General features: G+C 61.5%; 28 protein-coding genes, 2 tRNA genes and 1 pseudogene. 27 read left to right on the top strand and 4 right to left on the bottom strand.

The window, feature by feature from the left end:
- Positions 1 to 198 (top strand): ImmA/IrrE family metallo-endopeptidase (locus AC5E6N_RS09055; protein ID WP_491747517.1); only part of this gene is annotated, 198 nt, incomplete at its 5' end.
- A 15-nt stretch (positions 199 to 213) separates the two neighbouring features.
- Complete coding sequence (locus AC5E6N_RS09050; protein ID WP_491747516.1) at positions 214 to 1287, top strand: beta family protein; 1074 nt, start codon at positions 214 to 216, stop codon at positions 1285 to 1287.
- Between the two features lie 89 nt (positions 1288 to 1376).
- On the opposite strand, the gene AC5E6N_RS09045 is transcribed toward AC5E6N_RS09050, so the two are convergent.
- Positions 1377 to 1451 (bottom strand) — tRNA-Thr (locus AC5E6N_RS09045).
- Between the two features lie 174 nt (positions 1452 to 1625).
- Here AC5E6N_RS09045 and AC5E6N_RS09040 point away from each other — a divergent pair.
- The 10 genes from AC5E6N_RS09040 to AC5E6N_RS08995 all read left to right on the top strand — a co-directional run bounded on the left by AC5E6N_RS09040 (position 1626) and on the right by AC5E6N_RS08995 (position 7549).
- Complete coding sequence (locus AC5E6N_RS09040; protein ID WP_491747515.1) at positions 1626 to 1823, top strand: hypothetical protein; 198 nt, start codon at positions 1626 to 1628, stop codon at positions 1821 to 1823.
- A 59-nt stretch (positions 1824 to 1882) separates the two neighbouring features.
- Positions 1883 to 3172 (top strand): UDP-N-acetylglucosamine 1-carboxyvinyltransferase, encoded by a 1290-nt coding sequence (gene murA, locus AC5E6N_RS09035; RefSeq protein ID WP_491747514.1) that lies wholly within the window; start codon positions 1883 to 1885, stop codon positions 3170 to 3172.
- Between the two features lie 114 nt (positions 3173 to 3286).
- Complete coding sequence (locus AC5E6N_RS09030; protein WP_491747513.1) at positions 3287 to 3733, top strand: DUF2948 family protein; 447 nt, start codon at positions 3287 to 3289, stop codon at positions 3731 to 3733.
- A 30-nt stretch (positions 3734 to 3763) separates the two neighbouring features.
- The gene (gene hisD / locus AC5E6N_RS09025) at positions 3764 to 5056 is read left to right on the top strand and encodes a histidinol dehydrogenase (protein WP_491747512.1); all 1293 of its coding nucleotides are present in this window, start codon (positions 3764 to 3766) and stop codon (positions 5054 to 5056) included.
- A gap of 91 nt (positions 5057 to 5147) precedes the next feature.
- Entirely contained in the window at positions 5148 to 5624 is a 477-nt protein-coding gene (locus AC5E6N_RS09020; protein ID WP_491747511.1) for a UPF0262 family protein, read from the top strand.
- A gap of 65 nt (positions 5625 to 5689) precedes the next feature.
- Entirely contained in the window at positions 5690 to 6088 is a 399-nt protein-coding gene (locus AC5E6N_RS09015; protein ID WP_491747510.1) for an arsenate-mycothiol transferase ArsC, read from the top strand.
- Positions 6089 to 6241: 153 nt separating this feature from the next.
- Complete coding sequence (gene infA, locus AC5E6N_RS09010; RefSeq protein ID WP_004435948.1) at positions 6242 to 6460, top strand: translation initiation factor IF-1; 219 nt, start codon at positions 6242 to 6244, stop codon at positions 6458 to 6460.
- A gap of 30 nt (positions 6461 to 6490) precedes the next feature.
- Positions 6491 to 7114, top strand: coding sequence for a Maf-like protein (locus AC5E6N_RS09005; protein WP_491747509.1), 624 nt, complete (start codon positions 6491 to 6493; stop codon positions 7112 to 7114).
- A 7-nt stretch (positions 7115 to 7121) separates the two neighbouring features.
- Positions 7122 to 7346: a DNA gyrase inhibitor YacG gene (gene yacG, locus AC5E6N_RS09000; RefSeq protein ID WP_491747528.1), complete on the top strand. Its 225-nt coding sequence runs from the start codon at positions 7122 to 7124 to the stop codon at positions 7344 to 7346.
- Positions 7347 to 7473: 127 nt separating this feature from the next.
- A tRNA-Phe gene (locus tag AC5E6N_RS08995) sits at positions 7474 to 7549 on the top strand.
- A gap of 72 nt (positions 7550 to 7621) precedes the next feature.
- On the opposite strand, the gene AC5E6N_RS08990 is transcribed toward AC5E6N_RS08995, so the two are convergent.
- Positions 7622 to 7918: a hypothetical protein gene (locus tag AC5E6N_RS08990; RefSeq protein ID WP_491747508.1), complete on the bottom strand. Its 297-nt coding sequence runs from the start codon at positions 7916 to 7918 to the stop codon at positions 7622 to 7624.
- A gap of 70 nt (positions 7919 to 7988) precedes the next feature.
- Between AC5E6N_RS08990 and AC5E6N_RS08985 the strand changes: the two genes are divergently transcribed.
- From AC5E6N_RS08985 to AC5E6N_RS08915, 15 genes and pseudogenes are all read left to right on the top strand, one after another.
- Positions 7989 to 8933, top strand: coding sequence for a LysR family transcriptional regulator (locus AC5E6N_RS08985; RefSeq protein ID WP_491747507.1), 945 nt, complete (start codon positions 7989 to 7991; stop codon positions 8931 to 8933).
- A gap of 612 nt (positions 8934 to 9545) precedes the next feature.
- Positions 9546 to 11120, top strand: coding sequence for a methyl-accepting chemotaxis protein (locus tag AC5E6N_RS08980; protein ID WP_491747506.1), 1575 nt, complete (start codon positions 9546 to 9548; stop codon positions 11118 to 11120).
- A gap of 85 nt (positions 11121 to 11205) precedes the next feature.
- Positions 11206 to 13218 carry a methyl-accepting chemotaxis protein gene (locus tag AC5E6N_RS08975; protein WP_491747505.1) on the top strand — a complete coding sequence of 671 codons (2013 nt, stop codon included), beginning with the start codon at positions 11206 to 11208 and terminating at the stop codon, positions 13216 to 13218.
- A gap of 46 nt (positions 13219 to 13264) precedes the next feature.
- Positions 13265 to 13567 carry an STAS domain-containing protein gene (locus tag AC5E6N_RS08970; RefSeq protein ID WP_491747504.1) on the top strand — a complete coding sequence of 101 codons (303 nt, stop codon included), beginning with the start codon at positions 13265 to 13267 and terminating at the stop codon, positions 13565 to 13567.
- The gene (locus AC5E6N_RS08965) at positions 13564 to 13932 is read left to right on the top strand and encodes a response regulator (RefSeq protein WP_491689096.1); all 369 of its coding nucleotides are present in this window, start codon (positions 13564 to 13566) and stop codon (positions 13930 to 13932) included. Before AC5E6N_RS08970 ends, AC5E6N_RS08965 begins: the two co-directional genes overlap by 4 nt.
- 13 nt (positions 13933 to 13945) lie before the next feature.
- Positions 13946 to 16291: a chemotaxis protein CheA gene (locus AC5E6N_RS08960; protein ID WP_491747503.1), complete on the top strand. Its 2346-nt coding sequence runs from the start codon at positions 13946 to 13948 to the stop codon at positions 16289 to 16291.
- Between the two features lie 4 nt (positions 16292 to 16295).
- On the top strand, positions 16296 to 16763 hold the full coding sequence (locus AC5E6N_RS08955; RefSeq protein WP_491689094.1) for a chemotaxis protein CheW: 468 nt from the start codon (positions 16296 to 16298) through the stop codon (positions 16761 to 16763).
- A gap of 104 nt (positions 16764 to 16867) precedes the next feature.
- Entirely contained in the window at positions 16868 to 17686 is an 819-nt protein-coding gene (locus tag AC5E6N_RS08950; RefSeq protein ID WP_491747527.1) for a CheR family methyltransferase, read from the top strand.
- Positions 17686 to 18747, top strand: coding sequence for a protein-glutamate methylesterase/protein-glutamine glutaminase (locus AC5E6N_RS08945; RefSeq protein WP_491747502.1), 1062 nt, complete (start codon positions 17686 to 17688; stop codon positions 18745 to 18747). Before AC5E6N_RS08950 ends, AC5E6N_RS08945 begins: the two co-directional genes overlap by 1 nt.
- Entirely contained in the window at positions 18747 to 19133 is a 387-nt protein-coding gene (locus AC5E6N_RS08940; RefSeq protein WP_491747501.1) for a response regulator, read from the top strand. Before AC5E6N_RS08945 ends, AC5E6N_RS08940 begins: the two co-directional genes overlap by 1 nt.
- Positions 19133 to 19675 (top strand): chemotaxis protein CheD, encoded by a 543-nt coding sequence (locus AC5E6N_RS08935; RefSeq protein WP_491747500.1) that lies wholly within the window; start codon positions 19133 to 19135, stop codon positions 19673 to 19675. The genes AC5E6N_RS08940 and AC5E6N_RS08935 overlap by 1 nt, the downstream gene beginning before the upstream one ends.
- A 72-nt stretch (positions 19676 to 19747) precedes the next feature.
- Positions 19748 to 20143 (top strand): DUF8776 family protein, encoded by a 396-nt coding sequence (locus AC5E6N_RS08930; protein ID WP_491747499.1) that lies wholly within the window; start codon positions 19748 to 19750, stop codon positions 20141 to 20143.
- 139 nt (positions 20144 to 20282) lie between these two features.
- Positions 20283 to 22001 carry a flagellar basal-body MS-ring/collar protein FliF gene (fliF, locus tag AC5E6N_RS08925; protein WP_491747498.1) on the top strand — a complete coding sequence of 573 codons (1719 nt, stop codon included), beginning with the start codon at positions 20283 to 20285 and terminating at the stop codon, positions 21999 to 22001.
- A 379-nt stretch (positions 22002 to 22380) separates the two neighbouring features.
- Positions 22381 to 23082: pseudogene (gene visN, locus AC5E6N_RS08920) on the top strand (transcriptional regulator VisN); the annotation flags it as partial.
- A gap of 153 nt (positions 23083 to 23235) precedes the next feature.
- Positions 23236 to 23907 carry a helix-turn-helix transcriptional regulator gene (locus AC5E6N_RS08915; RefSeq protein WP_491747497.1) on the top strand — a complete coding sequence of 224 codons (672 nt, stop codon included), beginning with the start codon at positions 23236 to 23238 and terminating at the stop codon, positions 23905 to 23907.
- 13 nt (positions 23908 to 23920) lie between these two features.
- Here the strand turns inward: AC5E6N_RS08915 and AC5E6N_RS08910 are convergent, their stop codons facing one another.
- Together AC5E6N_RS08910 and AC5E6N_RS08905 are read right to left on the bottom strand one after the other, a co-directional pair.
- On the bottom strand, positions 23921 to 24367 hold the full coding sequence (locus AC5E6N_RS08910; RefSeq protein WP_491747496.1) for a BspJ family T4SS effector nucleomodulin: 447 nt from the start codon (positions 24365 to 24367) through the stop codon (positions 23921 to 23923).
- A gap of 127 nt (positions 24368 to 24494) precedes the next feature.
- A partial coding sequence (locus tag AC5E6N_RS08905) for an EscU/YscU/HrcU family type III secretion system export apparatus switch protein (RefSeq protein ID WP_491747495.1) occupies positions 24495 to 24853 on the bottom strand: 359 nt, incomplete at its 5' end.

The raw sequence follows: 24853 nt of genomic DNA, 5'->3' as shown, positions 1-24853 counted from the left end.
GGAGCGCCGGAAACGATAGAATACGAGGCGAATCGGCTCGCAGCTGACATTGTTATGCCAATGAATTTCATTGAACAGAAGCTGCGCGAAGACTACCAAGGTGTGGTGACTGACGCCACGATTGAAAGTCTGGCAGCGGCCTTTCAGGTATCAAAAGCTGCCATGGAGATCCGGCTGTCGGCATTCGCAGAAGCATAACGGATAGATATGGTCTTGGAGAACAAGGAATACGTGCCGACACTCGCTGTGCGTGCTAGCGAAATGAATGGGCTCGAGTTCTTGCCTGGGGCGACCAAGGACAGAATGACACCCTGCTTCTTGCTCGCTCCTTGGGCTTCTTCCAACTCTTTGGACCGCACAATAGGCAGGATTGAGTCGGCTTATCCAAATCGTTCCTATTTCCTCGACATTGATCGCTACTACGAGTTCACAAACACCGACAGCATACCCCAGCGTGAGCTTGCTGAACTTATGGATCCTGACAGGTCGTATGGAAGATGGGTCGACTTTGTGTCGTCGCACGACCGTATTTGGCCTTGCATACAAACCGGGGATCTTAGTCAGGACGAAATCCAAACGCAGATCGAGTCTTTTCAGGCCCTTGGACGAACCTATTGTATGCGCATAGTGTTGGAACGATTCCCGGATAATTTCGACGCAATCGTTGGTGCGTTTGCAGCAGGTGGTACCGCTGATTTCGCAATTATACTGGAGGGTGGTTGGACTGAAGATCCGTTAAGTCTCGCCGCTAGATTTAGCGGATTGCTTGCTCAAAGCCTGGAAGTGATAGACGCCAGGGTGCCAGTGGTTCTTTCCTGTACCTCAATGCCAAAAATTTTTACCGACTTCAGTTCGGACGAACCAGAGACTGTTGAGTTCACTAACAGGGAATTGCTTCGACAAGTTGCTGCCGGCAGTAACCGGGCGCACGTAATCTATGGTGATTGGGGAAGTACCCGCCCCCGCGAAAGCGGAGGATTTGCAAATCGTCCGCTTGACAGAATTGACTATCCGACCTCACAAGCCTGGCACATTGCAAGAAACAAAGAAGAAGATTGGGATTTCAATGATGCAGCGAATGCTGTCGTAGATAGTGATGCGTGGGACGGTGGTCTTGGCATATGGGGTGAAGAGATGATTAGGCAGACCGCAATCAACCAGGATATCGGTATCAACACCCCACAAAAGAACGTCGCATCCCGTGTGAATATCCACCTGCATTTGCAGGCGTTCTACGGCCAGGCCAGAGTTGATCCGATCACATTTGATGAAGATTGGGAAGATTAACGGGTCCATTTTTGGCTCCCCCGTCAGTTCCCTCACAAAGGTGGGTTGCGACCACGATTCCGCTAAGCATCAGTTTTTGTGAGAATTTCTGGTGCTGCCGGAGAGATTTGAACTCTCGGCCTCCCCCTTACCAAGGGGGTGCTCTACCCCTGAGCTACGGCAGCTTGAGGCCACGTTACTGCGAACCGCGCTGCCTATTGCCATAGAGTGCGCGCCGGTGCAAGGACCAATCGGCGCCCGCCGGCCGGCTTTTTAACTATCCATGTAAACCATTGCGGCCGAAAGGCGCGCGCCGCCGCATTTCGGCCCTATAATTGCCCTTTGCCTCGGGGGGACGGATGGGGTATGTCGTGGCGATGGGACAACAAAGCGACAGCGCGGCGAAAAAAAGCCCCGCCGAGGCCCGCAAGGACCGGCTGGCGGCTGAGCTGCGCGCCAATCTTCAGCGCCGCAAGCAGCAGACCCGCGCCCGCCGCAAGGGCGCGATGGACGAGGCGTCCGGCCTGCCTGCCTCGCCGCAGCCGAAGAACGGTTAAGACAGGCCGGCGGTCGCGGCCGGAACGAACGGAAGGCGGGCAGGGGCCCGGGAGAGTGCATGGATCGGATCAGAATTGTCGGCGGCAACAGCCTCAGCGGCGTCATCCCCATATCAGGCGCCAAGAACGCCGCCCTGCCGCTGATGATCGCCTCGCTTTTGACCGACGATACGCTGACGCTCGAAAACGTGCCGCATCTTGCCGATGTCGAGCAGCTCATCCGCATCCTCGGCAATCACGGCGTCGATTATTCGGTCAACGGACGCCGGCAGGCCCAGGACAGCGCCTATTCGCGCACCATCCATTTCACCGCCCGCAACATTGTCGACACCACCGCGCCCTATGAGCTTGTCTCCAAGATGCGCGCCAGCTTCTGGGTCATCGGCCCGCTGATCGCCCGCATGGGCGAGGCGCGCGTGTCGCTGCCGGGCGGCTGCGCCATCGGCACGCGGCCGGTCGACCTCTTCATTGATGGGCTCAAAGCGCTCGGCGTCGAGATCGAGATCGATGGCGGCTATGTCAATGCCAGCGCCCCGAACGGCATCCAGGCCGGGCGTTATGAGTTTCCGAAGGTCTCGGTCGGTGCGACCCACGTTCTCTTGATGGCAGCTTCCTTGGCGCGCGGCACCGTCGAGATCCACAATGCTGCCTGCGAGCCGGAGGTCGTCAACCTCGCCGAATGCCTCAACGCCATGGGCGCGCGCATTTCCGGCGCCGGCACACCGACGATCATCATCGACGGCGTCAGCGCGCTGTCGGGCGCCCGCCACCGCGTCCTGCCGGACCGGATCGAGACGGGCACCTACGCGATGGCCGTCGCCATGGCCGGCGGCGATGTGGTGTTGGAAGACACCAATGCCAGCCTGCTTGAAAACGCGCTCGACACGCTGCGCGAGGCGGGCGCCGAGGTGATCCCCACCAATTCGGGCATCCATGTGCGCCGCAACGGCGCCGGCCTTGACGCCGTCGATGTGACGACCGATCCGTTCCCCGGCTTCCCGACCGACCTGCAGGCGCAGTTCATGGCGCTGATGACGCGGGCGAAGGGCACGTCTCATATCACCGAGACGATCTTCGAGAACCGCTTCATGCATGTGCAGGAACTTGCCCGCCTCGGCGCCGATATCTCGCTTTCGGGCCAGACGGCGACGGTGCGCGGCGTGGATTCGCTCACCGGCGCACAGGTCATGGCGACCGATTTGCGCGCCTCCGTCTCGCTGGTCATCGCCGCCCTTGCCGCCGAGGGCGAGACCGTCGTCAACCGCGTCTATCATCTCGATCGCGGCTTTGAACGGCTGGAGGAAAAGCTCACCCGCTGCGGCGCCACCGTCGAGCGGCTGAGTTCCTGACGCCCCTTCCGTATCTGGCCCTTATCCTGAAAGGCAATTGCGCCGTGCGGCGCGAATGATTATCTACCCTGCGAGAATTCCGTCCGATCCGGACAGTGCAGCAAAGGGCCTCCGATGGAGCTTTTGAAACTCATGGCGATGGACAAGGAAGACCTGTCCATCATGTCCGCCTATATGCAGGATGCGGTGTTCAAGCCCGCCGATCTCGACTTTCAGGCGCGGCACGGGCGGTTCCTGCTGGTCGGCAACCGGTTCGTCTGGGAAGAGGCGAACGGCAAGCGCCGGCGCGGTTTCGAGCGCCGCCGCGCGGCGCTGCATTTCAACCGGGTCGCCGCGGTGCGTTCGCGCGGCGTCGACCGCCGCGACGACGATGCGGTCCTGTCGCTTCTGGCGGTCAATTTCGTGCCCGGCGAGAACGAACCCGCCGGGCGGATCGAACTGATCTTTTCCGGCGATGTCGCCGTCGAGCTCGATGTCGAATGCGTCGAGGCGCAGTTGAGCGACCTTGGCGCCGCCTGGGAGACCGGATTCAAGCCGGCCCATCCCCTGTCCGACGTCTGACACGACCTTACGGCCTGCAGGAGACAACCAGTGGCCCTGAGACTGAACCTTGAAGACAGCGGATTTTCCGAGGCGTTCGCCGCGCTCCTCGCCATGAAGCGCGAGGTCTCGCAGGACGTCAACGACGTCGTCTCGGCGATCATCGACGATGTCCGGGCGCGGGGCGACACGGCGCTCATCGACTATACGCGCAGGTTCGACAATCTCGATCTGGAAGAGACCGGCATCGCGATCACCGCCGCTGAGATCGACGCGGCAATGGACAAGGTTGACGAGGAGACGCTTGAGGCGCTCACATTCGCCCATGCGCGTATCCGCGCCCACCATGAAAAGCAGATGCCGGCCGACGATTATTATGTCGATCCGGTCGGCGTCGGCCTCGGCTCGCGCTGGACCGCCATCGAGGCGGTCGGGCTTTATGTGCCCGGTGGCCTGGCGAGCTATCCGAGCTCGGTCCTGATGAACGCCGTGCCGGCGACGGTCGCCGGCGTCGAGCGCATCGTCATGGTCGTGCCCTGTCCGCACAGTGAGCTCAACCCGCTGGTGCTGGCCGCGGCGCGCATATCAGGCGTGCCGGAAATTTACCGCGTCGGCGGCGCGCAGGCCGTCGCCGCCCTGGCCTACGGGACAGAGACCATCGCCCCCGTCGCCAAGATCGTCGGCCCCGGCAATGCCTATGTGGCGGCGGCCAAGAAGCAGGTCTTCGGCACCGTCGGCATCGACATGATCGCCGGTCCCTCCGAGGTGCTGGTCGTCGCCGACGGCAACAACAGCGCCGACTGGATCGCCGCCGACCTCCTCGCCCAGGCCGAGCATGACGAGGCCGCGCAGTCGATCCTCATCACCGACGATGCGGGTTTTGCCGATGCGGTCGAGGCTGCCGTTGCAAGCCAGCTCAAGACGCTGAGCCGCGCCGATATCGCCGGCGCCAGCTGGCGCGATTTCGGCGCCGTCATCACGGTGCCGGACTTTGTCGCGGCGATGCCCCTGGTCAATCGCCTTGCGCCCGAACATCTGGAACTGGCCGTCGACGATCCCGACGCCCTGCTGCCGCTGGTGCGCAATGCCGGAGCGATCTTCATCGGCCGGCATACCCCGGAGGTGATCGGCGATTATGTCGGTGGATCCAACCATGTGCTTCCGACCGCCCGCTCGGCGCGTTTTTCCTCGGGCCTTTCGGTGCTCGACTATGTCAAGCGCACCTCGGTCCTGCGGCTCGGCACGGAGCAGCTTGAGGCGCTCGGGCCCGCCGCGATTGCCCTGGCGAAGGCGGAGGGCCTTGACGCCCATGCCCGCTCTGTTGCAATTCGAATGAACAGATAAGGGCGGCGGCCTTCGCCTCCCTGGTTGTCTCGACGGTTGATCCGTGCGACCGGCAGGCGCCGCACAGCGTTGTTCAGGAGTACGCATTGCCATGGCTGATGCCGGCGCATTCAGGCTTTCGGAGGTCACGCTCGATGAATCCATCGGACGTTCGACACCCGATGTCGAGCATGAGCGCGCCGTCGCCATCTTCGACCTGATCGAGGAAAACAGCTTCGAACCCGTCGGGCACGATGGCGGCCCCTACAGGCTGCGGCTCTCGCTGGTCGATTCCAAGCTGGTTTTCACCATCACCATGGAGGATGGCGGGGCGGTTGCCACGCATATTCTCTCGCTGACGCCCTTTCGCCGCATCGTGAAGGACTATTTCATGATCTGCGAGAGCTATTACGAGGCCATCCGCTCCTCGACCCCAAGCCAGATCGAGGCGATCGACATGGGCCGCCGGGGCATCCACAATGAAGGCTCGCAAACCCTCATGGACCGCCTGAACGGCAAGATCACGATCGATTTCGACACCGCGCGCCGGCTGTTCACGCTGGTCTGCGTGCTGCACTGGCGCGGCTGACCTTGGGTCCGGCGGGCGACACGGGGCCGCAAGGGGCCGCCGCGGCACCGTCCTCGGTTCTCTTCATGTGCGGCATGAACTCGATACGCTCGCCCATGGCGGAACTGCTGGCGCGGCGCTACCTGCCGAACGGCACCTTCATCGCCTCGGCCGGCGTGCGCCCCGGCGAGCGTGACCCGTTTGTCGATGTGGTGCTGGAGGAAATCGGCCTCAAGCTCGGCCGGCGCCAGCCGCAGACAATCGACGAACTGGAGGACGACTATTTCGACCTCGTCGTCTCCCTGGCGCCCGAAGCGCATCACCGCGCCCTTGAAATGACCCGCTCGAGCGCCGTCGACGCCATCTACTGGCCGACCCCGGATCCGACCGTCGCCACCGGCACGCGCGACCAGATCGTCGATGCCTATCGCAGCGTGCGCGACCATATCGACCGGATGCTGAAACAGCGCTTTGCCGCGCGCTAGCGGCGCTCCGGGCCTCTTCAGAGGCGTTGCAACAAGAATTGAGGCGCGGGCGCTCAATTGTGTTCACAAACCGCAAGCGATTGTGTAGGTTCCCCGCGCAATAACGGTGGCACAAGGCCGCCCTTGCCACTGTAACAGGATGACATTGACTATATGGCTAAGGAAGAAGTCCTCGAATTTCCGGGCGTCGTGACAGAATTGCTGCCGAACGCGACGTTCCGGGTCAAGCTTGAAAACGAGCACGAGATTATCGCCCATACCGCGGGCCGCATGCGCAAGAACCGCATCCGGGTTCTCGCTGGCGACAAGGTGCTTGTCGAGATGACGCCCTACGATCTGACCAAGGGCCGCATCACCTACCGATTCAAATAACCCGCACTCAAGCGCCGATACGCTGCAACGATGGTCCTGCCGCACAAACTCATACTGGCCTCCGGGTCGCCGCGCAGGCTCGAATTGCTCCGGCAGGCCGGGATCGAGCCGGACCACCTTCTGCCCACAGATGTCGACGAGACGCCGCGCAAGGCCGAGCACCCGCGCACGCTCGCCCGGCGGCTGTCGCGCGAGAAGGCCGAAGCCGCCCGCAAGGTGCTGAAGGGCGATCCGAACTGGCCCAACCGCTACATCCTGTCCGCCGACACGGTCGTCGCCATCGGCCGCCGGGTGCTCGACAAGGCCGAACTGGTCAACGAGGCGTCCAATGCGCTGTTCATGCTGTCGGGCCGCACCCACCGGGTCTACACCGGCATCTGCCTCGTGACCCCTAATGACGGGTTCCGGCAGAAGATCGTGGAAACGCGCGTGCGCTTCAAGCGCCTGTCGCGCATGGAGGTCGAGAGCTACCTTGCCTCCGGGCAGTGGCGCGACAAGGCCGGCGGCTACGGCATTCAGGGCCTTGCCGGCAGCTTCGTCGCCAAGCTGATCGGCTCCTACAGCAATGTCGTCGGTCTGCCGCTGCTCGAGACGGTCAATCTCCTGACGGGAGAGGGCTATGATGTTCATGCCGGCTGGCTGGAACCAGGTTGAGGGATCGATGGGCGGTGGGATGAAAAGCGAAAAGAAGGTCGCCAGCAATATCGAGCCGCTGCGCAGGAAGAGGCCGTGTCCCGAGTGCGGCCGGCCCTCTGCACGCGCCAGCTATCCCTTTTGCTCCGAGCGCTGCCGCAATGTCGATCTGCGGCGCTGGCTCACCGGCTCCTACGCCATTCCCGTCACCGAGGAAGAGGAAAACCTGACCCCGCCGCAAGACGGCGACTGACCTGCGCGGACAGGCCCGCAAAAATCCGCCGGCCGCGCCCCAAACCGTCTGGACACGGCGCAAGGACATGCTATAACCCGGCTCGCCTGACCGGGGCTGCCAACATGTCCCGGTTGATCAAGGCCTTGCCCAGATAGCTCAGTTGGTAGAGCAACGGACTGAAAATCCGTGTGTCGCTGGTTCGATTCCAGCTCTGGGCACCATTCTACCACTTCACACATATTTTGAGTCCGAAGGTCTGCAACCCGACGGCCGTCGCTCGCCGGCACGCGGCTTCAATCGTGTTCAGTGGCCGCACCCGTCAAGCCGCAGGACCGCGGCATCCGGATTCTCGAATTCCACCTCGGCAATCCCTTCGCCACGAGACCTTCCAGCAATGCGTCGAAAGTCGCGGCATGAAGGGTTCTCGACAGATAGACAAAGTCGCTGCCTGCGAAAGGCGGTGCGCAGGGGTCAACGATGGTTCCGTCGTCGAAGAGCGCCTTGGCCGCCTCGTATTTCGGTTCCGATTTGTCCCAGTCCGTGGCCCTGTTCTCACAATACGGGTTGAGAATGCCGTCGTTCCGCGTCATAGTTGCGGTTCTTCAGGTGTTCACGAAAGACATGGGGCAGTTGTGGCCGCGGATCGCGAAGGTTAGGGCGTTGGATCTCCGCCAACTGAAGACGTTTATTTGTGTCGCGGAGTGCGGCTCGCTCAGCCGCGCGTCCGACCGGCTGCGCATTGCCCAGCCTGCGCTCTCGCGCCAGATCAAGCTGCTCGAACATCAGGTCGGGGTTCCGCTGTTCGACCGTCACGTCAGGGGCATGGAGTTGACCGAAGCAGGGTCACAACTGCTTGACCGCGTCACCGGCGTCATCCGCCAGCTCGAACTGACGATGCAGGATGTCCGCTCCATGCATCTGGAAGTCGGCGGCAATGTTGCCGTCGGCCTTCTGCCGACTGTCTCGACGCTTGTGGCCACCCGATTGCTTGAACGAGTGTCGCGCGAACTGCCGAAAGTGAGTTTGCGGCTGAGGGAAGGGCACTCCACCGATGTCATTGAGTGGATACAGTGCGGCGATGTCGATATTTCGTTCCTCTACGGGCCTTCCGGCGACCTGCACATTCGCAGCAGGGAACTGTTGCATGAAGAGATCGCGCTCATCAGTCCGGTGGGATCGCTTGACGATGTGAACGGTCAGATCGGCTTTGATCGTGTCGAGACTCTGCCCTTGGCGCTGCCGGGGCCACCGGCGGCCCTGCGGCACCTGGTTGAAAATGCGGCCAGAAAGGCCGGCCACACGATCAATGTGGCGCATGAGGTGGATTCCTACGGCATCATGAAATCGCTGGTTATGGACGGGGTCTGCCACACATTCCTGCCGGCGGCTTCCGTGCGCGTCGAGCAGTCATGCGCTCAGTTGGAGGTACGCAAACTCACCTCCGGCGGGCTGTGGCGACAGTTGGTGCTTGGCATTCCCTCGGAGCGCCCGACAACGCGGGCGGCGGATGCCGTGCTGGACATCCTGCTTGACGAGATCGCTGAAATAATCGCCGCCGGCGATTGGGCCGCGCAACCCGGCGCGGACATACGCGATCGCCGATGAAACGGTCAGGCCCGGTGCCCTCATCTCGCTCTAGATACGAGGGTATCCGACCGTCTTTCTTTGGGTTTCAAGAATATCCAGAAGCGAGAACGCAAGAGACATGAAAACGGCAATAATGAGCGCAATTATTCCGATAACGAACATGCAGCAATTCTCCAATCAGTCATCATGACGGACACCGATACGATTCTGCTTCAATATCCTGCCGCAAACGTCGCAGGAAAAACTTGCACGAAGCTTGCCAAACGGACGATGATTGCATTTTTGCCTCACAGTGCCTTCCAATGTGCCCCGGCAACTGGCCATCGCCACATTTTTTAAGGTTTATTAACTTTAAGGAAACGAATTGCCCATAGCGTTTGACTGCGGCGGAATGGACAGCGCGACAGCGATCGGTTCATCGGCATGAGGCTGCTCCGTTGAACCGGTCACGATCCGGTATTTCACTTCAGTATTGGTATTTCGACTGGAACACCGGTCCTGCGAAAGCGTCGCGGGCACCGGCCCGATTTGCGCCGTGGGCGGGGCTATCGTTGCAATTTTGGGAGATGCCAGGATGGGATTGCGCGTCGCCATTATTGGCTGTTGGCGCAGGGTTGTCGGGGAATCCGTGTGCACAGGCAGACGTCGACAAAGGCAGACCGGAACAGGGTTTCGGAAATGCGCGGCCAGCGCGATTTCCTGATTCTGTCGCAGACAGGTGCCGATGCCTGCGCCCGGGTCGGTGCGCGGCTCGAGGCCGCTGCCGCGGATGCGCGCCCTCAGCTTGTCGCCCAACAGCCCCCGAAAGAGCTTGCGCCGGAGAGCGCCGAGAGTTTTCGCGGCGCGCTTGCCGCCCTCACGTCGCAACTGGAAACCCTGGGCGATCTCGGTGATCCCGCCCGCCGTGCGGCATTTGAGGAGCAATCAAGCGAACACGGCCGGATGCTGGCAAGAAGCGGTCTCGATCCGCAGTGGTGCCTTGCCGTTATCAATCATGTTTTTCAGCACGCCGCCGAGCAGAGCCTGAAGCACAACTGGCCGAAAAGTATGTTTGCCGGCTCCAGGCAGGACAGTCTCGAAACCGCCGCGGCCGATATGGCCGATCTCTTTTCAGTGTTCGCCCGTTATACGCATTTGCTGTGGAGCGGCTACAGCGAAGAACTGCAGGCCGCATCCGCAAAGACGTTCGGGGACCAGATCGCCGGGGAGCGCCAGGCCGTCAATCGGGAATTCGGCGCCGCCCTGCGCGGCCTTATGGTCGGCGATCTCAACGACCGCATCAAGGGATCGGTTCCGTCCGAGCACCGTGAGCTCGCCGCCACGTTCAACGTGGCGCTGGACAGGGTTCAATCGACGTTCTCGGCGATCGTCAAGACCCTGCTGTCCGGCAACGAAAAAGCCGCCGCCACGGCCTCGGCGCTCAATGGCCTTACCGCCGAATCGGTGTCCTCCACAGAGCGTCTCGGTGAATTGAGCGGCGCGCTCGCCCAAGCCCTTTGCGTCGGCCCGAAAGCGCAGGACGGAGCGGGCACGATGGAGGATGTCATCGTTGATGCGCGCCGCAGCGCCGAAAACGGCGGCAAGGTCATGGGCCGCGCCATCGACGCGATGAGCGGAATCGAGGGGCTGGCCGACCGGATCGGTCACATTACCGGCGCGATCGACGATATTGCCTTCCAGACGAACCTGCTGGCGTTGAATGCCGGGATAGAAGCCGCGCGGGCAGGCGATGCGGGGCGTGGGTTTGCCGTTGTCGCCCAGGAAGTCAGGGCGCTTGCACAGCGGTCCACAGAGGCTGCCAAGGAGATCGAGGGCCTTGTCGGAGACACGAAATCCCGCATCGATCGCGGCGTGGAGGCAGTCAACGAAGCCGGCACCGCCATTGACGACGTCGTTGGCCGTTTTACCGAGATCGACGCCTCGGTTTCCCGGGCGGCGTCCGACGACGCGCAACGATCCTCCGAAATCGAACGTCTGACGGCCGAACTGAATGCGCTCGGCGCGCAGGCATCGTCGGTTTCGGCGCAGTCGGCCGAGGCCGAGGCACGAATGGCGCAGGTGCAGGCCGCAATCGTCCATCTGGGAGAGATTGTCCGCAAGTTCCGGCTGGGCGACGGCACGCGGCATGTGGACCGGAGCCCGCCGCATGAGGAAACAGCCGCGCATGAAGACGTGATGGATATGCTGATCAGGAGGCGTGCGTGAAAGAGCCTCCGCTGAGAAAAGCCGATGAAGGAGTGACGCCGGGTTTCGGGACCAGAGGGTTCGCCGGCGACCATGAGGAGCATCTATGAGACTGAGTATTGCAAAGGGTTTGCTGGTTTTCGGTTCGGTCGTCGCCATCGGTTTTATCGCCGCTGTCAGCATCAATACGCTGACCATCAGCAAGGTGGCGATCGGCGCGCCCGAATATCGGCGCATCATCGATCTCCATGATATGCGTGCCGATATTCAGTCGCCGCCGCTGTTCCTGGCCGAGGCCTACATGCTGGCGCTTGAGGCTGCGGAAATCCCCGGTCTGCTCGAAACCAATGTCAATCAGCTCGCGGCGCTTGAGAACGCCTATTACGAACGCCTCGGCCATTGGCAGGGTTCGGATATCGCTCCTGAGCTGAAAGCCGCCGTCGAAGCCGGTGTTCAGGGTCATGGCGCACAGTTCTGGCAGCTGATCGACACCCGTATGATCCCCGCAATCAAGGCCTCAGACAGGCAGGCGATGGAGCCGGTACTGGCCGAACTGCATGCGGTTTACGGCAGGCACCGCGACGATCTGCGCAAGATCGTTGCCGACACGCAGGCCGCTCTTGCCGCCGAGGAAACGGTTGCCGGCGATATGGTCGGCTCCTATCAGATGCTGGCGTTCGCCGCCGCGCTGATCGCCATGGCCATGCTGCTGGGCGGGATTTTTGCCATTCGCTGGCGCGCCGTCCGGCCGATCGGCCATATGACGGACTATATGGGTGTCCTCGCCGCCGGGTCCTACGGCCAGGACGTGCCCTATGTCGACCGTTCCGACGAAATCGGCGATATGGCGCGGTCGTTGGAGGTCTTCCGGCGCGCGATCATGGACGGCCAGGCCGCGCGCAACGCGGCTGATACGGAACGCCGCAACCGCGAAGATGCCGAAGCCGACACAGCCGGCCGCCGCGAGCAGGACGACGCGCAACGCCGGGCGGTTATCGAGGATCTGTCGACGGGTCTGCGCAGCCTTGCCGGCGGCAAGCTGACCGTTGAGCTGGAAAAGCCGTTTATCGCCGAATATGAGGAACTGCGTGACGCATTCAATCAGACGGTCAAAGGCTTGCGCGACACATTGGGCGAGGTTGCCGGCTCCACGGACATCGTCCAGACCGGATCCACGGAAATCTCGCAGGCTGCGGACGATCTGTCCCGCCGCACCGAACAGCAGGCCGCGGCGCTGGAGGAGACCGCCGCCGCGCTGGACGAGATTACGGCAACGGTTCGCACCTCGGCCGCCGCCGCGGAAGAGGCCGGCCAGATGGTTGACGAAGCCAAGGGCGGCACCCAGAAGTCGGGCAAGGTGGTCCAGGACGCAATCACCGCCATGCAGCGTATCGAGCAGTCCTCGGGCAAGATCAGCCAGATTATCGGCGTCATCGATGACATAGCGTTCCAGACGAACCTGCTGGCGCTGAATGCCGGCGTGGAGGCAGCGCGTGCCGGGGATGCCGGCAAGGGCTTTGCCGTTGTCGCGCAGGAAGTGCGCGAACTGGCCCAGAGGTCGGCCAACGCCGCGAAGGAAATCAAGGAACTCATTACGAATTCGGTCACCGAGGTCGGCGACGGCGTGTCGCTGGTCAGTGAGACCGGCGAGGCCCTGCAGGAAATCGAACAGCACGTGCTTCGCATCAATGACCGTGTCGCCTCGATCGTCACCTCGACCCGCGAGCAGACCTCAGGTCTTCAGGAGATCAACACGGCCATCAATCAGATGGACCAGGTGACCCAGCAGAATGCGGCCATGGTCGAGGAGACCAATGCCGCCTGTCAGAACCTGACCGCCGAAAGCCGCAAACTGCGTGGTCTGATGTCCGGTTTTGAGATCGGCAGCGCTGCGATGGTCGCCGCGGCGGCGCCGCGCACGCGGCCGCTTGCAATGGCGCCGGCGGCGCGGCCGGCTGCAGCGAGGCCCGTGGAAAAGCCGGTCGTCGTCAAGGCGGATCACAAACCGGTTGAATCGCCGGCCCGCGGATTGGGGCAGAAGCTGGCGAGCGCATTCGAGACGGATGGTGCCGCGGTGGCGGTTTCCGATACGCAAAACGACGACTGGACTGAATTTTGAGCCGCCGGCTTTTGCCGGCGAGGGATACGAACGGGATGGGACCGAAATGAGTGCAGAAACCGAAAATCAAGCCGGGCGGCTCGAATTGGCCGAGAACCTCGACCTGACCGCCGTGACGCCATTGCATCAGAGCCTGCTTGCGGCAAGGGGCGAGGCGCTCGTCGTCGACGCGTCCGGGGTCGACCGTGTCGGCGCCCAGTGTATCCAGCTCCTGTTGAGCGCCAGAAGGAGCTGGGATGACGATGACGTCCCGTTCCGGGTTGACGCTCCATCCGAAACCTTTTTGTCGGCATTGACGCTGCTTGGCGTTGAACCGGAAAGCCTGCATGTAAAGGAGGCGACGCAATGAAAAAGACGATAATCCTCACGGTCGACGATTCACGCACCATCCGCAACATGTTGCTCATGACGCTCAATGGCGCCGGTTATGAAACGCTTCAGGCCGAAGACGGCGTCCACGGTCTCGAGGTGCTCGGCGACGCCGAGCCGGATGTCATCATAACGGACATCAACATGCCCAGAATGGACGGGTTCGGCTTTATCGAGAACGTCCGCCGCAGCGAGCGCCACAGGGCCGTTCCGATCCTGGTTCTGACCACGGAAAGCGATGCCGAGAAGAAGAACCGCGCGCGCGAAGCCGGTGCGACCGGCTGGATCATCAAGCCTTTCGATCCCGAAAAGCTCATCAGTGCGATTCAGCGCGTAACGGCCTGACGGAGAGACCGCGATGGATATGAACGAAATCAAAGAGATCTTCTTTCAGGAGTGCGAGGAGCAACTGGCCGAGCTCGAAACCGGCCTGCTGGCGCTCAATGACGGCGATCAGGATCCGGAAACCGTCAACGCGGTGTTCCGGGCGGTGCATTCCATCAAGGGCGGCGCCGGGGCCTTCGCACTCGACGAACTGGTCGCCTTCGCGCATGTCTTTGAAACCACCCTCGATTGCGTCAGGTCCAATCAGCTCGAGCCGACCCGCGACGTGGTCAAGGTTCTGCTGAAATCGGCCGATGTTCTGGCTGATCTGACGAACGCCGCCCGCGATGGCGGCAGCGTCGACGAGGATCGCTGCAAGGTCATGATCGCGGAGATGGAAGCCCTGGCAAACGGCGATGTGCCGATATCCGAGGGGCCGTCGGAGGACGCGGCGGCCGAGCCGGTGCCGGCCGACCACGAGGAGGCCGGTTTCGAACCGGTTCCGGTTCAGCTGGACGATCTGGACGACGGCGACGAAGAGCCTGATTTCAAACCGGTTCCGTTCTCCTTCGATGACTTCGGAGCCGATGGCGGGGACCAGGCATCGGGATTCAGGATCCGCTTAAAGCCGAAGCCCGGTCTTTATCAAAAGGGCAACGAAACGCTGCTTTTGCTGCGCGAGCTCAGCCAGCTTGGAACGCTCGATGTCAGCTGTGACATGAGCGCATTGCCGACAGTTGACGAAATCGACCCGGAGGGCTCCTATCTGGTCTGGAATGCCACGCTTTCGACGGGTGAAAACGAAGCCGCGGTCCGCGCCGTGTTCGAATTTGCCGAGTGGGATTGCGACATCGAGATCACTCCACTGCAGGCCGGGGCCCCTCCGCAACCTGAGGAGACTGCCGGGTCGGCATCGGATGAGCCGCTTGATGCGTCCGCGCCCGAGCAGGACGGGATCTCACAGGGCGGCGATGATCCGGACCTCGAAATTCAGGCGGCCGACGGCCCTGCGCTCACGGCCGAGCCGGCTGACGAACAGCCCGAGACGGCGCCCGACACGGCGCCCGAGACGGCGAATGTGATCGACCTGCAGCAGGCCGCGGCCTCGCAGAGCAAGGAAGACGCCGGCGCCGCAGGCCAGAAGGCGCTGACGCCTTCGGCGGCAACCGGGGCACAATCGACCATCCGCGTTGAACTGGGCCGTATCGACCGGCTGATCAATCTTGTCGGCGAACTGGTCATCAACCAGGCGATGCTCGCCCAGAGCGTGGCGGAATCGGCAACGTCCGGCTCTTCCTCCGTTACGATGGGCCTTGAGGATCTCCAGCAACTGACCCGGGAAATCCAGGACAGCGTCATGGCGATCCGCGCCCAGCCGGTCAAGCCGATCTTCCAGCGCATGTCGCGAACCGTTCGCGAAGCGGCGGAGATGGTCGGAAAGAATGTGCGGCTCGTCACTGAAGGCGAGACGACCGAAGTCGACAAGACGGTTATCGACAAACTGGCCGAGCCTTTGACCCACATGATCCGCAACGCCGTTGATCACGGGCTCGAGCTGCCGGATGACCGGGTTGCCGCCGGCAAGGCGCCGGAAGGCGTGGTCAAGCTGTCGGCCAAACACCGGTCGGGACGGATCGTCCTGGAGATTTCCGATGACGGCGCCGGCATCAATCGTCAAAAGGTGCGCCAGAAAGCGATCGACAACGGGTTGATTACAGCCGAAACCGCACTGACCGACGAAGAGGTCGACAATCTGATCTTCCAGCCGGGATTTTCGACGGCCGAGCAATTGTCCGATATCTCAGGCCGCGGTGTCGGGATGGATGTCGTCAAGCGCTCCATCCAGGCCCTGGGCGGGCGTGTCGGCATCACGTCCACGCCCGGAAAGGGATCCGTGTTCACCATGAGCCTGCCGTTGACCCTGGCGGTGCTTGACGGAATGGTGGTGACGGTGGCGGACCAGACCCTGGTTGTCCCGCTCACCTCGATCATCGAAACGCTCAAGCCGGAAAACGAGCATATCCACGGATTTGGCGCCAGCGGCCAGCTCATATCCATTCGCGACAGTTTCAAACCGCTTGTCGATGTCGGCCAGATACTGAATTTCACCAGCACGCCGACCGATCCCCTGGCGGGTGTCGCCCTGCTGGTGGATTCGGAGGATGGCGGCCAGAGCGCGCTGCTGGTCGACGCCATTCAGGGCCAGCGCCAGGTGGTCATCAAGAGCCTTGAAGCAAATTACGCCAATGTGCCGGGCATAGCCGCGGCAACCATTCTGGGCGACGGCCAAGTCGCCCTGATCGTCGATGTCGAGGCGGTGGTGGCTGCCTCGCGCAACGGCGCCTTGAAATCCGAAACGTCACTAGCAGCTGTGGGGTAAGACCATGCAACAGACTTCGAAAAATCTTGCAGAGGGCGCTCGTGAACTGATCGCGTTCAGGATAGGCGAGCAGGAATTCTGCGTGGACATCATGTCCGTCCGGGAAATTCGCGGCTGGACGCCGGCAACGTCGCTGCCGCATTCGCCGGGCTATGTGCTTGGCGTTATCAATCTGCGTGGAGCGGTGCTGCCGATCGTCGATCTGTCCAGCCGGCTCGGCATGAAGGAATCGGATCCGTCCGCCAGGCACGTCATCATCGTTGCGCAGGTGCGCGAGAAGGTCGTGGGGCTCCTGGTCGATGCGGTTTCGGACATACTGACGGTCACGGACGACAACATCCAGCCGACCCCTGAAGTATCGTCCGAACTCGACCGGTCTTTCGCCAAGGGCGTTCTTGCCATTGAGGGAAGGATGATCTGCCTGATCGAGCTGGAATCGGTTTTCCCCGATGACGAAAGCGAAGCTGCATGAGTGGTTTGCCTGCCCAGCAACTGAAGCAGGCGGCTGCCGCCGGAACCGCGCGGCCGGGTTTTGACCCGCCCGGAAACGATGTTCTGGTCGATGCGGAGTTTCGCATGACCGCGAAGGATCTTCAGGATATCGCGTCGATGATCTATGACGACGCCGGCATCTTCCTGAACGAGACCAAGGCTTCGCTGGTTTACTCGCGCCTGGCCAAGCGTATCCGCCGTATCGGGATGGACAGCTTTGCAAGCTACTGCAAGCTCGTGGCGGGCGCCGACGGTGCGGATGAGCGGCGGCAGATGCTCTCCCTGCTCACGACCAACTTCACGCGCTTCTTTCGTGAGGAGCACCATTTCGACCATCTGCGCGACGAGGTATTGCCTGAACTGGTACAGCGCGCGAAGGCGGGTGGCCGTGTGCGGCTCTGGTCTGCCGGCTGCTCACAGGGGCAGGAGCCCTACACGATCGCGCTGACACTGCTTTCGGTGATGCCCGACGCGGAACGCTACGACGTCAAAATTCTGGCAACCGACATCGACCCGCTGGTCGTCTCCCATGCCAGGCAGGGTGTTTACGACGACGCGGCCATTGAGACCGTGTCGTCGCAATTGCGCGACCAATGGTTCAAGAGCCTTGGCGACGGACAGTGGTGTGTCGATGATGCCGTCAAGCGCCTGATCGCCTTCCGCGAGCTTAACCTCATGCGGGACTGGCCGTTCAAGGGGCCGTTCGATGTCCTTTTCTGCCGCAATGTCGTCATCTATTTCGATGAGGCGACACAGGCGCGGATCTGGTCGCGCTACGCCGACATGCTGACCGATGGCGGGTGGCTCTATATCGGTCATTCCGAGCGTGTATCCGGGGAGGCAAAGGACCGCCTGAGGAACGCCGGCATCACCACCTATCAGAAGACTGCGGGGAGCGTGTGATGGAAACAAAGCCGGTGCGCGTTCTCGTTGTCGATGATTCAGCAACCATGCGCAGTCTCATCAGTTCCGTGTTGAGGGCGGATTCCGACATTGAGGTTGTCGGCACGGCCGGCGATGCCGCGCAGGCGCGCAACGCCATCAAGCAGCTCAACCCGGATGTCATCACGCTCGATGTCGAGATGCCCAATATGAACGGGCTGGAGTTTCTCGAAAAGATCATGCGCTTGCGTCCAATGCCGGTGATCATGGTCTCCACCCTGACAAGCAGGGGTGCCGAAGCATCTTTGGCGGCACTCGAACTGGGCGCGTTCGACTGTATCGGCAAGCCGGCGGCCGCCGATCCCGATCCGTTTCCGGGCCTGGCGGAAAAGGTCAAGCAGGGCGGCAAGTCGAAAGCGCAGATCGTTGCATCGGCAGCCGGTCAGCCCGCCGCCGCAAACGGTCAATCGAATGTCCCGGTGAATTACCGTCCCGGCTCGAAAGTCGTTGCGGTGGGCGCCTCAACCGGTGGCGTCGAGGCATTGATTTCGGTGCTTTCGACATTTCCCGCCAACTGTCCGCCGACATTGATTACCCAGCACATGCCCGAGGCATTCACCAGCAGTTTTGCGGCACGACTTGACCGCCTGTGCAAACCCCAGGTCGCCGAGGCCACAGACGGTGCACCCATTCGCCCCGGAATGGTTTATGTCGCACCCGGCGGTGACAAGCATCTCGAGATCGTGGGCAGTACGACTCTCAGATGCAGGCTTCGCGACGACGAGGCCGTTAACGGGCACAGACCATCGGTCGATGTGCTCTTCAATTCCGTTGCGGCGCGCTGCGGACGCAGGGCTGTCGGTGTCATTTTGACCGGCATGGGCCGCGATGGAGCATCGGGGCTTTTGCAGATGCGGCAGAAAGGGGCCGCGACAATCGGCCAAAACGAGAGCACGTGCGTTGTATACGGAATGCCGCGCTCAGCCTTTGAAATGGGCGCGGTCGAAAACCAATTGCCACTTCGCGGTATTGGCGAAGAGATACTTAATTTGACGACTTCCCACGGAGAGGGGACCAGATAATGTCCGTTGCACCCAAAATCAAAACACTGATCGTCGATGATCAGGTCACAAGCCGGCTGCTGCTTGGAGAGGCGCTTCAGCAGCTCGGTTTTACCAGGATTACCACCGCCGGCGACGGCAAGCAGGCCCTGGATATCATGCAGAAGGACCCGCATCATCTGGTGATCTCGGATTTCAACATGCCCGTCATGGACGGTCTGGGATTGCTTCAGGCGATCCGCGGCAATGCGGCGACAAAGCGCGCGGCCTTCATCATCCTGACCGCTCAGGGTGACCGCGCACTGGTTCAAAAGGCAGCGTCCCTTGGAGCCAACAATGTCCTCGCCAAGCCGTTTACGATCGACAAGATGAAGGCGGCGATAGAGGCGGTCTTCGGGGCGCTTTGATGACCGTCGCAATCCCGCAAAAACGCTTGCACGTCATTCAGGGAAAATATCTCGTGTCTGACGATCCGAGCGTCGTGTTGAGCACCATCCTCGGCTCCTGTGTCGCCGCATGCCTGCGCGATCCGGTCACCGGCGTGGGTGGGATGAACCACTTCCTTCTGCCGGGCGAGGCCCGCGCTTCGGGGGAGGCCACCCGCTACGGCGTTCATCTGATGGAATTGCTCATCAACAACCTGTTGCAGAAAGGGGCACGCAAGAGCCGGCTGGAGGCCAAGATTTTCGGCGGCGCGCGGACCATGTCGCGGCTGTCCGATGTCGGCCGGCAGAACGGCGATTTCGCAGAACGGTTCCTGACGGACGAAGGCATTCCGATCGTCAACGCCAGCCTCGGTGGCGAACTTGGTCGCAAAGTCGAATTTTGGCCGGTCAGCGGCCGGGCGCGGCAGAACATTCTGAGCGGCCACGAAACGCTGAAGGCCGTGGCACAGGAAAAGCCGGTTGCGCCCAAACAACCCGTCGCCGACGATATCGAATTTTTCTAGTGATCCGTTAAGGGGATTGAAACCGCATTGGGGCATGATACCGGGGTGCGACCCAGCGGGAGAACACGGGCAATGACGGGGATAGCCGGACAGGCGGTCTGCAACAGCGCTGTCGACGCCTCATCGGATGAGACACTGACAGCCTTGCTGCTGAAACTTCAGGTGGAACTGGCCGAAATCGCGCAGTTGATCGAGGCTGCGGAGCACGTGCTGTGCGGTGATGACGACACGCCCGTCGCTCCGCAGGATATCGCCGTCGTCCAGGGCATGGACCTTGCTGTCCAGCGTGTGAAAGGGCTCGGGGATTTCCTGGCGGAATTGTCCAGCCGCTTGCCTGGCGATGTGCTGGTCGATACGACAACGGCGCTCAATGTTCTCAAGCTGACCGATATGCGCCAGCGTCTGAAACCCGGACTGTGTTCCGTGGCCGCAACGGAACCTGCGGCCGGCGATACCGAGCTCTTCTGATTGCACGTCCGCCGCAACGATCAGCGGCGGCTTTCACATCACCTTCGCGCAAGCTTCGATTTGTAGCTTGGCCGGGCCGTTGGAGGTCTTTTCCATCGGTGCCGCTCCCGCGGCAGCATGGTGCTGATGTGGAGACAGAATGAGTCTGTTGGACCAACTTTCCAGCCTGCCGGGAAATCTGGCGAATCTCGGAACCAAACGCCTGCTTGCGCTGGCCGGAACCGGTGCGCTCGCCATTGCGCTCGTCGCGCTTGCTGCCGTGTTCCTGAACCGCCCAAGCTACGAAACGCTCTATGTCGGCCTTGAAGGCAGCGATTCCAACCAGATCGCGATCGCCCTCGGTGAAATGGGCGTGCCGTTCGAGGTCAGTTCCGACGGGGCAACGGTCAGCGTTCCGGCGGGCCTGACGGCCCGCGCCAGAATGACGCTTGCCGAGCGCGGTCTTCCGAACAGTTCCACATCCGGCTATGAGCTCTTCGACAATGTCGGCTCGCTCGGATTGACCTCCTTCATGCAGGAGGTGACCCGCGTGCGCGCACTGGAAGGCGAGATCGCCCGCACCATACGCTCGATCAACGGGATAGCAGCCGCGCGCGTCCATATTGTCATGCCGGATCGCGGCAGTTTCCGCCGTGGAGAACAAAAACCATCGGCATCCGTCATGGTCCGGGCAGTGGGCGGCGACGGCCGGCGGGCCGCGCAATCGATAAGACATCTTGTCGCCGCTTCGGTTCCGGCCCTGAGTGTCGATGACGTGACGGTGCTTGACTCGACCGGCCAGTTGCTCGCCTCCGGCGACGATTTCTCCAACAGCACCATGAACCGCTCGCTCAATGTCGTACAGACGGTGGAGTCGGAGATCGTCAGCAATATCGACAAGGCTCTCGCGCCGTTCCTCGGCATAGACAATTTCCGCGCCAGCGTCCGCGCCAATATCAACACCGACACCCAGCAGATCCAGGAAACGGTCTTCGATCCCGATTCGCGTGTCGAACGTTCGATACGGATCACGCGTGAAAACAACGCCTCGAACAGTTCCGAGACCAACGCGCCGGCGACCGTGGAGCAGAATCTGCCGCAGGAACAGGCCGCCAACGCGTCCGGGCCTCAGTCGTCGCAGTCGAACGAGCGCAAGGAAGAACAGACCAATTTCGAGATAAACTCCAAGACGATCGCGACCGTCAGGAACAGCTACAGCGTGGAAAGGCTGTCGATCGCCGTGGTCATCAACGAGGGCCGTATCAGGGCCATGCTCGGCGAAGCGGCGACAGAGGCCGATATCGAGGAGCATCTGGCCGAGCTTGAACAGATCGTCATTTCCGCCTCCGGCCTCGATACGGCCCGCGGCGACCAGATCAAACTGACGGTCGTTCAGTTCCTTGAAACCGAATTGCTCAGCGAGGCGGCACAGAGCGAGAATATCGGCCAGACCGTTGGCCGCCACCTCGGCAGCATGATCAACGCGGGCGCCTTTGTTCTCGTTGCCCTGCTCGTTGTCTGGTTCGGCTTCCGGCCGCTGGCCAATGCGCTGACCGTCTCGGCCGGCGCTGACGAAGATTCGGGTCCCGACCTTCCGGATTTCAGTCCGAATACGGCCAGTATGGAAGGCTTCGGCGCCGACTTCGGCTTCGATCCGAATGACGAAGGAACTGCGCCGGATCCCGGTGAACTGGCGCTGGGTGCCGACAGCGCCGCAGCGGCGGCAGATCCGCTGCCGAACTTCGCGGCCGCCCCGACCGAGGATATCGGCCGGCGCGTGAAGGAAGGACCGGAGCGGCGCCTGGCCCGCATGGTCGAAATCAATGAAGAGCGTGCCGCCAAGATTCTGCGCAAATGGGCCATAGACGACGCGGCCTGAACGCAAAGCCGCCAATCAGTCGACCCGGGATAACCTTGGACAACCTGTTGAGGCTCCACATCCGGCAGGCAAGCGCGGCATAAATCAGCGCGACTTTTCCGATTCAGTCACCTGCAAGTCTTCCTGGACAAAAGGGCTTTTGTCGCGGATTACGTGCGCGCCTTCCGCTGCAATATTTAATAAGTTGTGTAAAGTGCTAGAAGTTACCATTCGATTTACACGGTCGGGATGGTACATTATCCACGGTGGCAGTAAATCTGTTCGGGGGCAACACACGGAGTGTGGGGGCAGTATTGAAACAGCTGGGCTTTGACGGTGAGCAGGACGCGCCGGGCGGTGCTCGCTCGCGGAGCAAGGGCATCGGGCGGTCGAACGGAGTTCACGCGGCTGCTCTCGATCACGGAGCCATGCAGTGAGCAGGGCGCGTTTGCTCGAGGATGTCAGGGCGGCCGGCCAGTCGGGCGACATTGCCGACGGGCTCAAGCTGATTGCCGATTATGCCGGCGCCGCAAGCTATCTTCTGGCGCGTTGGGACGTATATTCGGAAGGCAATCTTGAATTTGCCGTATCGGCCAATTGGCCGTTCGATCTGGTGCGTACGCTCGGCTCCGTTCTGGTCCGCGCGCAATTCAAGATCACCGAGATCGAACGCTGCACGTCGGCCATGCTGCCGACATTCATCGACTGCCCCAAGGCGATATCCATGCCGACCCATTTGAGCCGCCAGCTTTGTGTCGTGCCGTTTGATGTCGGCCCGGCCCGCATGGTGCTCATGCTGTGCTTTGTCGACGGCATGATCTTCTCGCAGAACAGGCTCCACGATATCGCGCAGGTTTGCGCCTATCACCTGACCAGTTTCCAGGAGGACATATTCGGTGTCGAAGTCCTGCAGGAACTGACCGAGCGCGAACTGGAGTGTCTTTCCTGGATTGCCGAAGGCAAGACCAGCGACGAGATTTCGCTGATCATCGGAATTTCGCGCAACACCGTGAACAATTACATCACCAGCATCATGAAGAAGACATCGACGAAAACCAGATCGGAGGCCATTGCGCATGCCGTAAGAAACAACCTGATTTAACAGGCAGATCACAGCATCTGCACCCGTGTTCCGAAACGGACTTTATTGTTTCGAGAAATTTATTTTTAGTTCGTCAATGACGAGGGCGAGACGTTGGAGACGGCACTTAGAAAATCGGTCAACGACAATCCTGATGTTTGTCAGCCATGGCCCATGAAGACTGAGGGTGATCCGGACGGGGCTTCGGATCTTGAGGACGCGGCGCAGGAGCTGCGGACCATGCTCGGCGCGGACGGATATGTCGTGTGCCGGGTGAACCGTTTTGCCTCCAGCGACAGCCAGCGGGTGTCGGTCGTGCTGAGTTCGCTCGACCGCGAAATGCGCAAGACGGTGTCGCACATAAGCCCGGCCATCGAAGCGCATATGGAATGGTCGCTGCTTCCGTTTACCTGGGCAGGCGAAGCCGGCGGCAAGGCGGCCGGCCCCTTTGTCGAGGGGCTGGGCGTCCGGAACGCATCGGTCAGCGGCGTGGGGTTTCCCGTGAAGCTGGGCATTATGGGCAATGGTTTTGCCCTGTTCTTCGGCTCGAAGCTGGATTTGAGCGGTGACCGTGTGATCGAGTTCCATCGCGATATCTACCGCATCATGCGCGAATTGCTGGCTCTGGATGTGCAGCGCATTTCACCGCATCAGAACCTTAATGATCGCGAGCTTCAATGCCTGCAACTGGCCGCGGATGGCCATAAAAGCGAGGCCATCGCCGAAGAGCTCTCACTGTCGGTTCATACCGTGAACGCCTATCTGGGATTTGCCGCGACCAAGCTGGATGCGGTCAACAGAATTCAGGCCATCGCGAAGGCAATCCGTCTCGGCCTGATCGGCTGACAGCGGACCTTCCTCAAGCTGTCCGGATCGAGGTCGGCGAGAAAAAATTGCTGAACGCGCTGGCCTGCAGGCTTGCGGCGAGGGACGCCGTGTTCTCGTCCGGATCGTCCGACGGGTTGTCGAACGAGATATGGTTGATTTCGACTTCGCCGTGGCTTTCGAGCAGCGTAAGGCGCGCAAACACCGTCATGCCGTCCGGTTTGAGTTCCAGATCGAGCGTGACCTGCGGCGTCGTGCCCCAGTCGAGACGATAGTCGCCCCCCACGCCGAAATTGACCGTGCCTGGCTGGAAGAACAGTTCCGCCGCCGAGGAAACCAGGTCCGAAAGATTGCTGTGGCATTCCAGCCGCAGCAGCGCAATCAGATCGGCGGCATCAATGAGCCGCAGTTCGCTCGCAACGGACCGGATCGCGTGCGCGACGATTTCCTCGCGCTGTTTGGTGTAGGGACACAGTCTCATCTTACGTCAGGCCGTTTGATAACTTCACCGTTTTCAGGGCATAGCGTCCGCGATGTCACCGGCAGCACGCCGAGACGGGAACATGCTGTTGCTTCGGACCGGTTTTCGATATTCAGATACATCAGTCTTATCTCGGGCTGTCCTGGTTCACCGCTGGCGCAGATTTTGCGTAGACGACATGGATCAGTTCGGCGACGGCCTTGTAGAAAGCCGGTGGAATAACGCTACCAACCGAAGCTTGTGCAAAGATGGAGCGGGCAAGCGGCGGGTCCTCGAAAACCGGTACATTGTTGCTCTCGGCGACTTCGCGGATTTTCAGGGCGACAAGGTCCTGACCCTTGGCGACGACGACCGGCGCATCGTTTTCCTCGCGCTTGTAGCGCAGCGCCACGGCGTAGTGCGTCGGGTTGGCGATCACCAAAGTGGCCCGCGGCACATCGGAAATCATGCGCTGGCGGGCCCGGTCCCTGGCCAGCGAACGCTGCC

It is taken from the genome of Hoeflea sp. (assembly GCF_984452065.1).
This window is presented reverse-complemented; position numbering and strand designations above follow the sequence as displayed.

Bases quoted from the DNA above. Each gene is read 5' to 3' on its own strand.
- AC5E6N_RS09030 (WP_491747513.1), top strand. From the start codon at position 3,287: ATGGAGCTTTTGAAACTCATGGCGATGGACAAGGAAGACCTGTCCATC.
- fliF (WP_491747498.1), top strand. From the start codon at position 20,283: ATGAGTCTGTTGGACCAACTTTCCAGCCTGCCGGGAAATCTGGCGAAT.
- AC5E6N_RS09015 (WP_491747510.1), top strand. From the start codon at position 5,690: ATGTGCGGCATGAACTCGATACGCTCGCCCATGGCGGAACTGCTGGCG.
- infA (WP_004435948.1), top strand. From the start codon at position 6,242: ATGGCTAAGGAAGAAGTCCTCGAATTTCCGGGCGTCGTGACAGAATTG.
- AC5E6N_RS08910 (WP_491747496.1), bottom strand. From the start codon at position 24,367: ATGAGACTGTGTCCCTACACCAAACAGCGCGAGGAAATCGTCGCGCAC.
- AC5E6N_RS08915 (WP_491747497.1), top strand. From the start codon at position 23,236: ATGAAGACTGAGGGTGATCCGGACGGGGCTTCGGATCTTGAGGACGCG.
- yacG (WP_491747528.1), top strand. From the start codon at position 7,122: ATGGGCGGTGGGATGAAAAGCGAAAAGAAGGTCGCCAGCAATATCGAG.
- AC5E6N_RS08940 (WP_491747501.1), top strand. From the start codon at position 18,747: ATGTCCGTTGCACCCAAAATCAAAACACTGATCGTCGATGATCAGGTC.
- AC5E6N_RS08960 (WP_491747503.1), top strand. From the start codon at position 13,946: ATGGATATGAACGAAATCAAAGAGATCTTCTTTCAGGAGTGCGAGGAG.
- AC5E6N_RS08945 (WP_491747502.1), top strand. From the start codon at position 17,686: ATGGAAACAAAGCCGGTGCGCGTTCTCGTTGTCGATGATTCAGCAACC.
- AC5E6N_RS08975 (WP_491747505.1), top strand. From the start codon at position 11,206: ATGAGACTGAGTATTGCAAAGGGTTTGCTGGTTTTCGGTTCGGTCGTC.
- AC5E6N_RS08965 (WP_491689096.1), top strand. From the start codon at position 13,564: ATGAAAAAGACGATAATCCTCACGGTCGACGATTCACGCACCATCCGC.
- AC5E6N_RS08930 (WP_491747499.1), top strand. From the start codon at position 19,748: ATGACGGGGATAGCCGGACAGGCGGTCTGCAACAGCGCTGTCGACGCC.
- AC5E6N_RS09005 (WP_491747509.1), top strand. From the start codon at position 6,491: ATGGTCCTGCCGCACAAACTCATACTGGCCTCCGGGTCGCCGCGCAGG.
- murA (WP_491747514.1), top strand. From the start codon at position 1,883: ATGGATCGGATCAGAATTGTCGGCGGCAACAGCCTCAGCGGCGTCATC.
- AC5E6N_RS08935 (WP_491747500.1), top strand. From the start codon at position 19,133: ATGACCGTCGCAATCCCGCAAAAACGCTTGCACGTCATTCAGGGAAAA.
- AC5E6N_RS08970 (WP_491747504.1), top strand. From the start codon at position 13,265: ATGAGTGCAGAAACCGAAAATCAAGCCGGGCGGCTCGAATTGGCCGAG.
- AC5E6N_RS09040 (WP_491747515.1), top strand. From the start codon at position 1,626: ATGGGGTATGTCGTGGCGATGGGACAACAAAGCGACAGCGCGGCGAAA.
- AC5E6N_RS08950 (WP_491747527.1), top strand. From the start codon at position 16,868: ATGACCGCGAAGGATCTTCAGGATATCGCGTCGATGATCTATGACGAC.
- AC5E6N_RS08990 (WP_491747508.1), bottom strand. From the start codon at position 7,918: ATGACGCGGAACGACGGCATTCTCAACCCGTATTGTGAGAACAGGGCC.
- AC5E6N_RS09020 (WP_491747511.1), top strand. From the start codon at position 5,148: ATGGCTGATGCCGGCGCATTCAGGCTTTCGGAGGTCACGCTCGATGAA.
- AC5E6N_RS08955 (WP_491689094.1), top strand. From the start codon at position 16,296: ATGCAACAGACTTCGAAAAATCTTGCAGAGGGCGCTCGTGAACTGATC.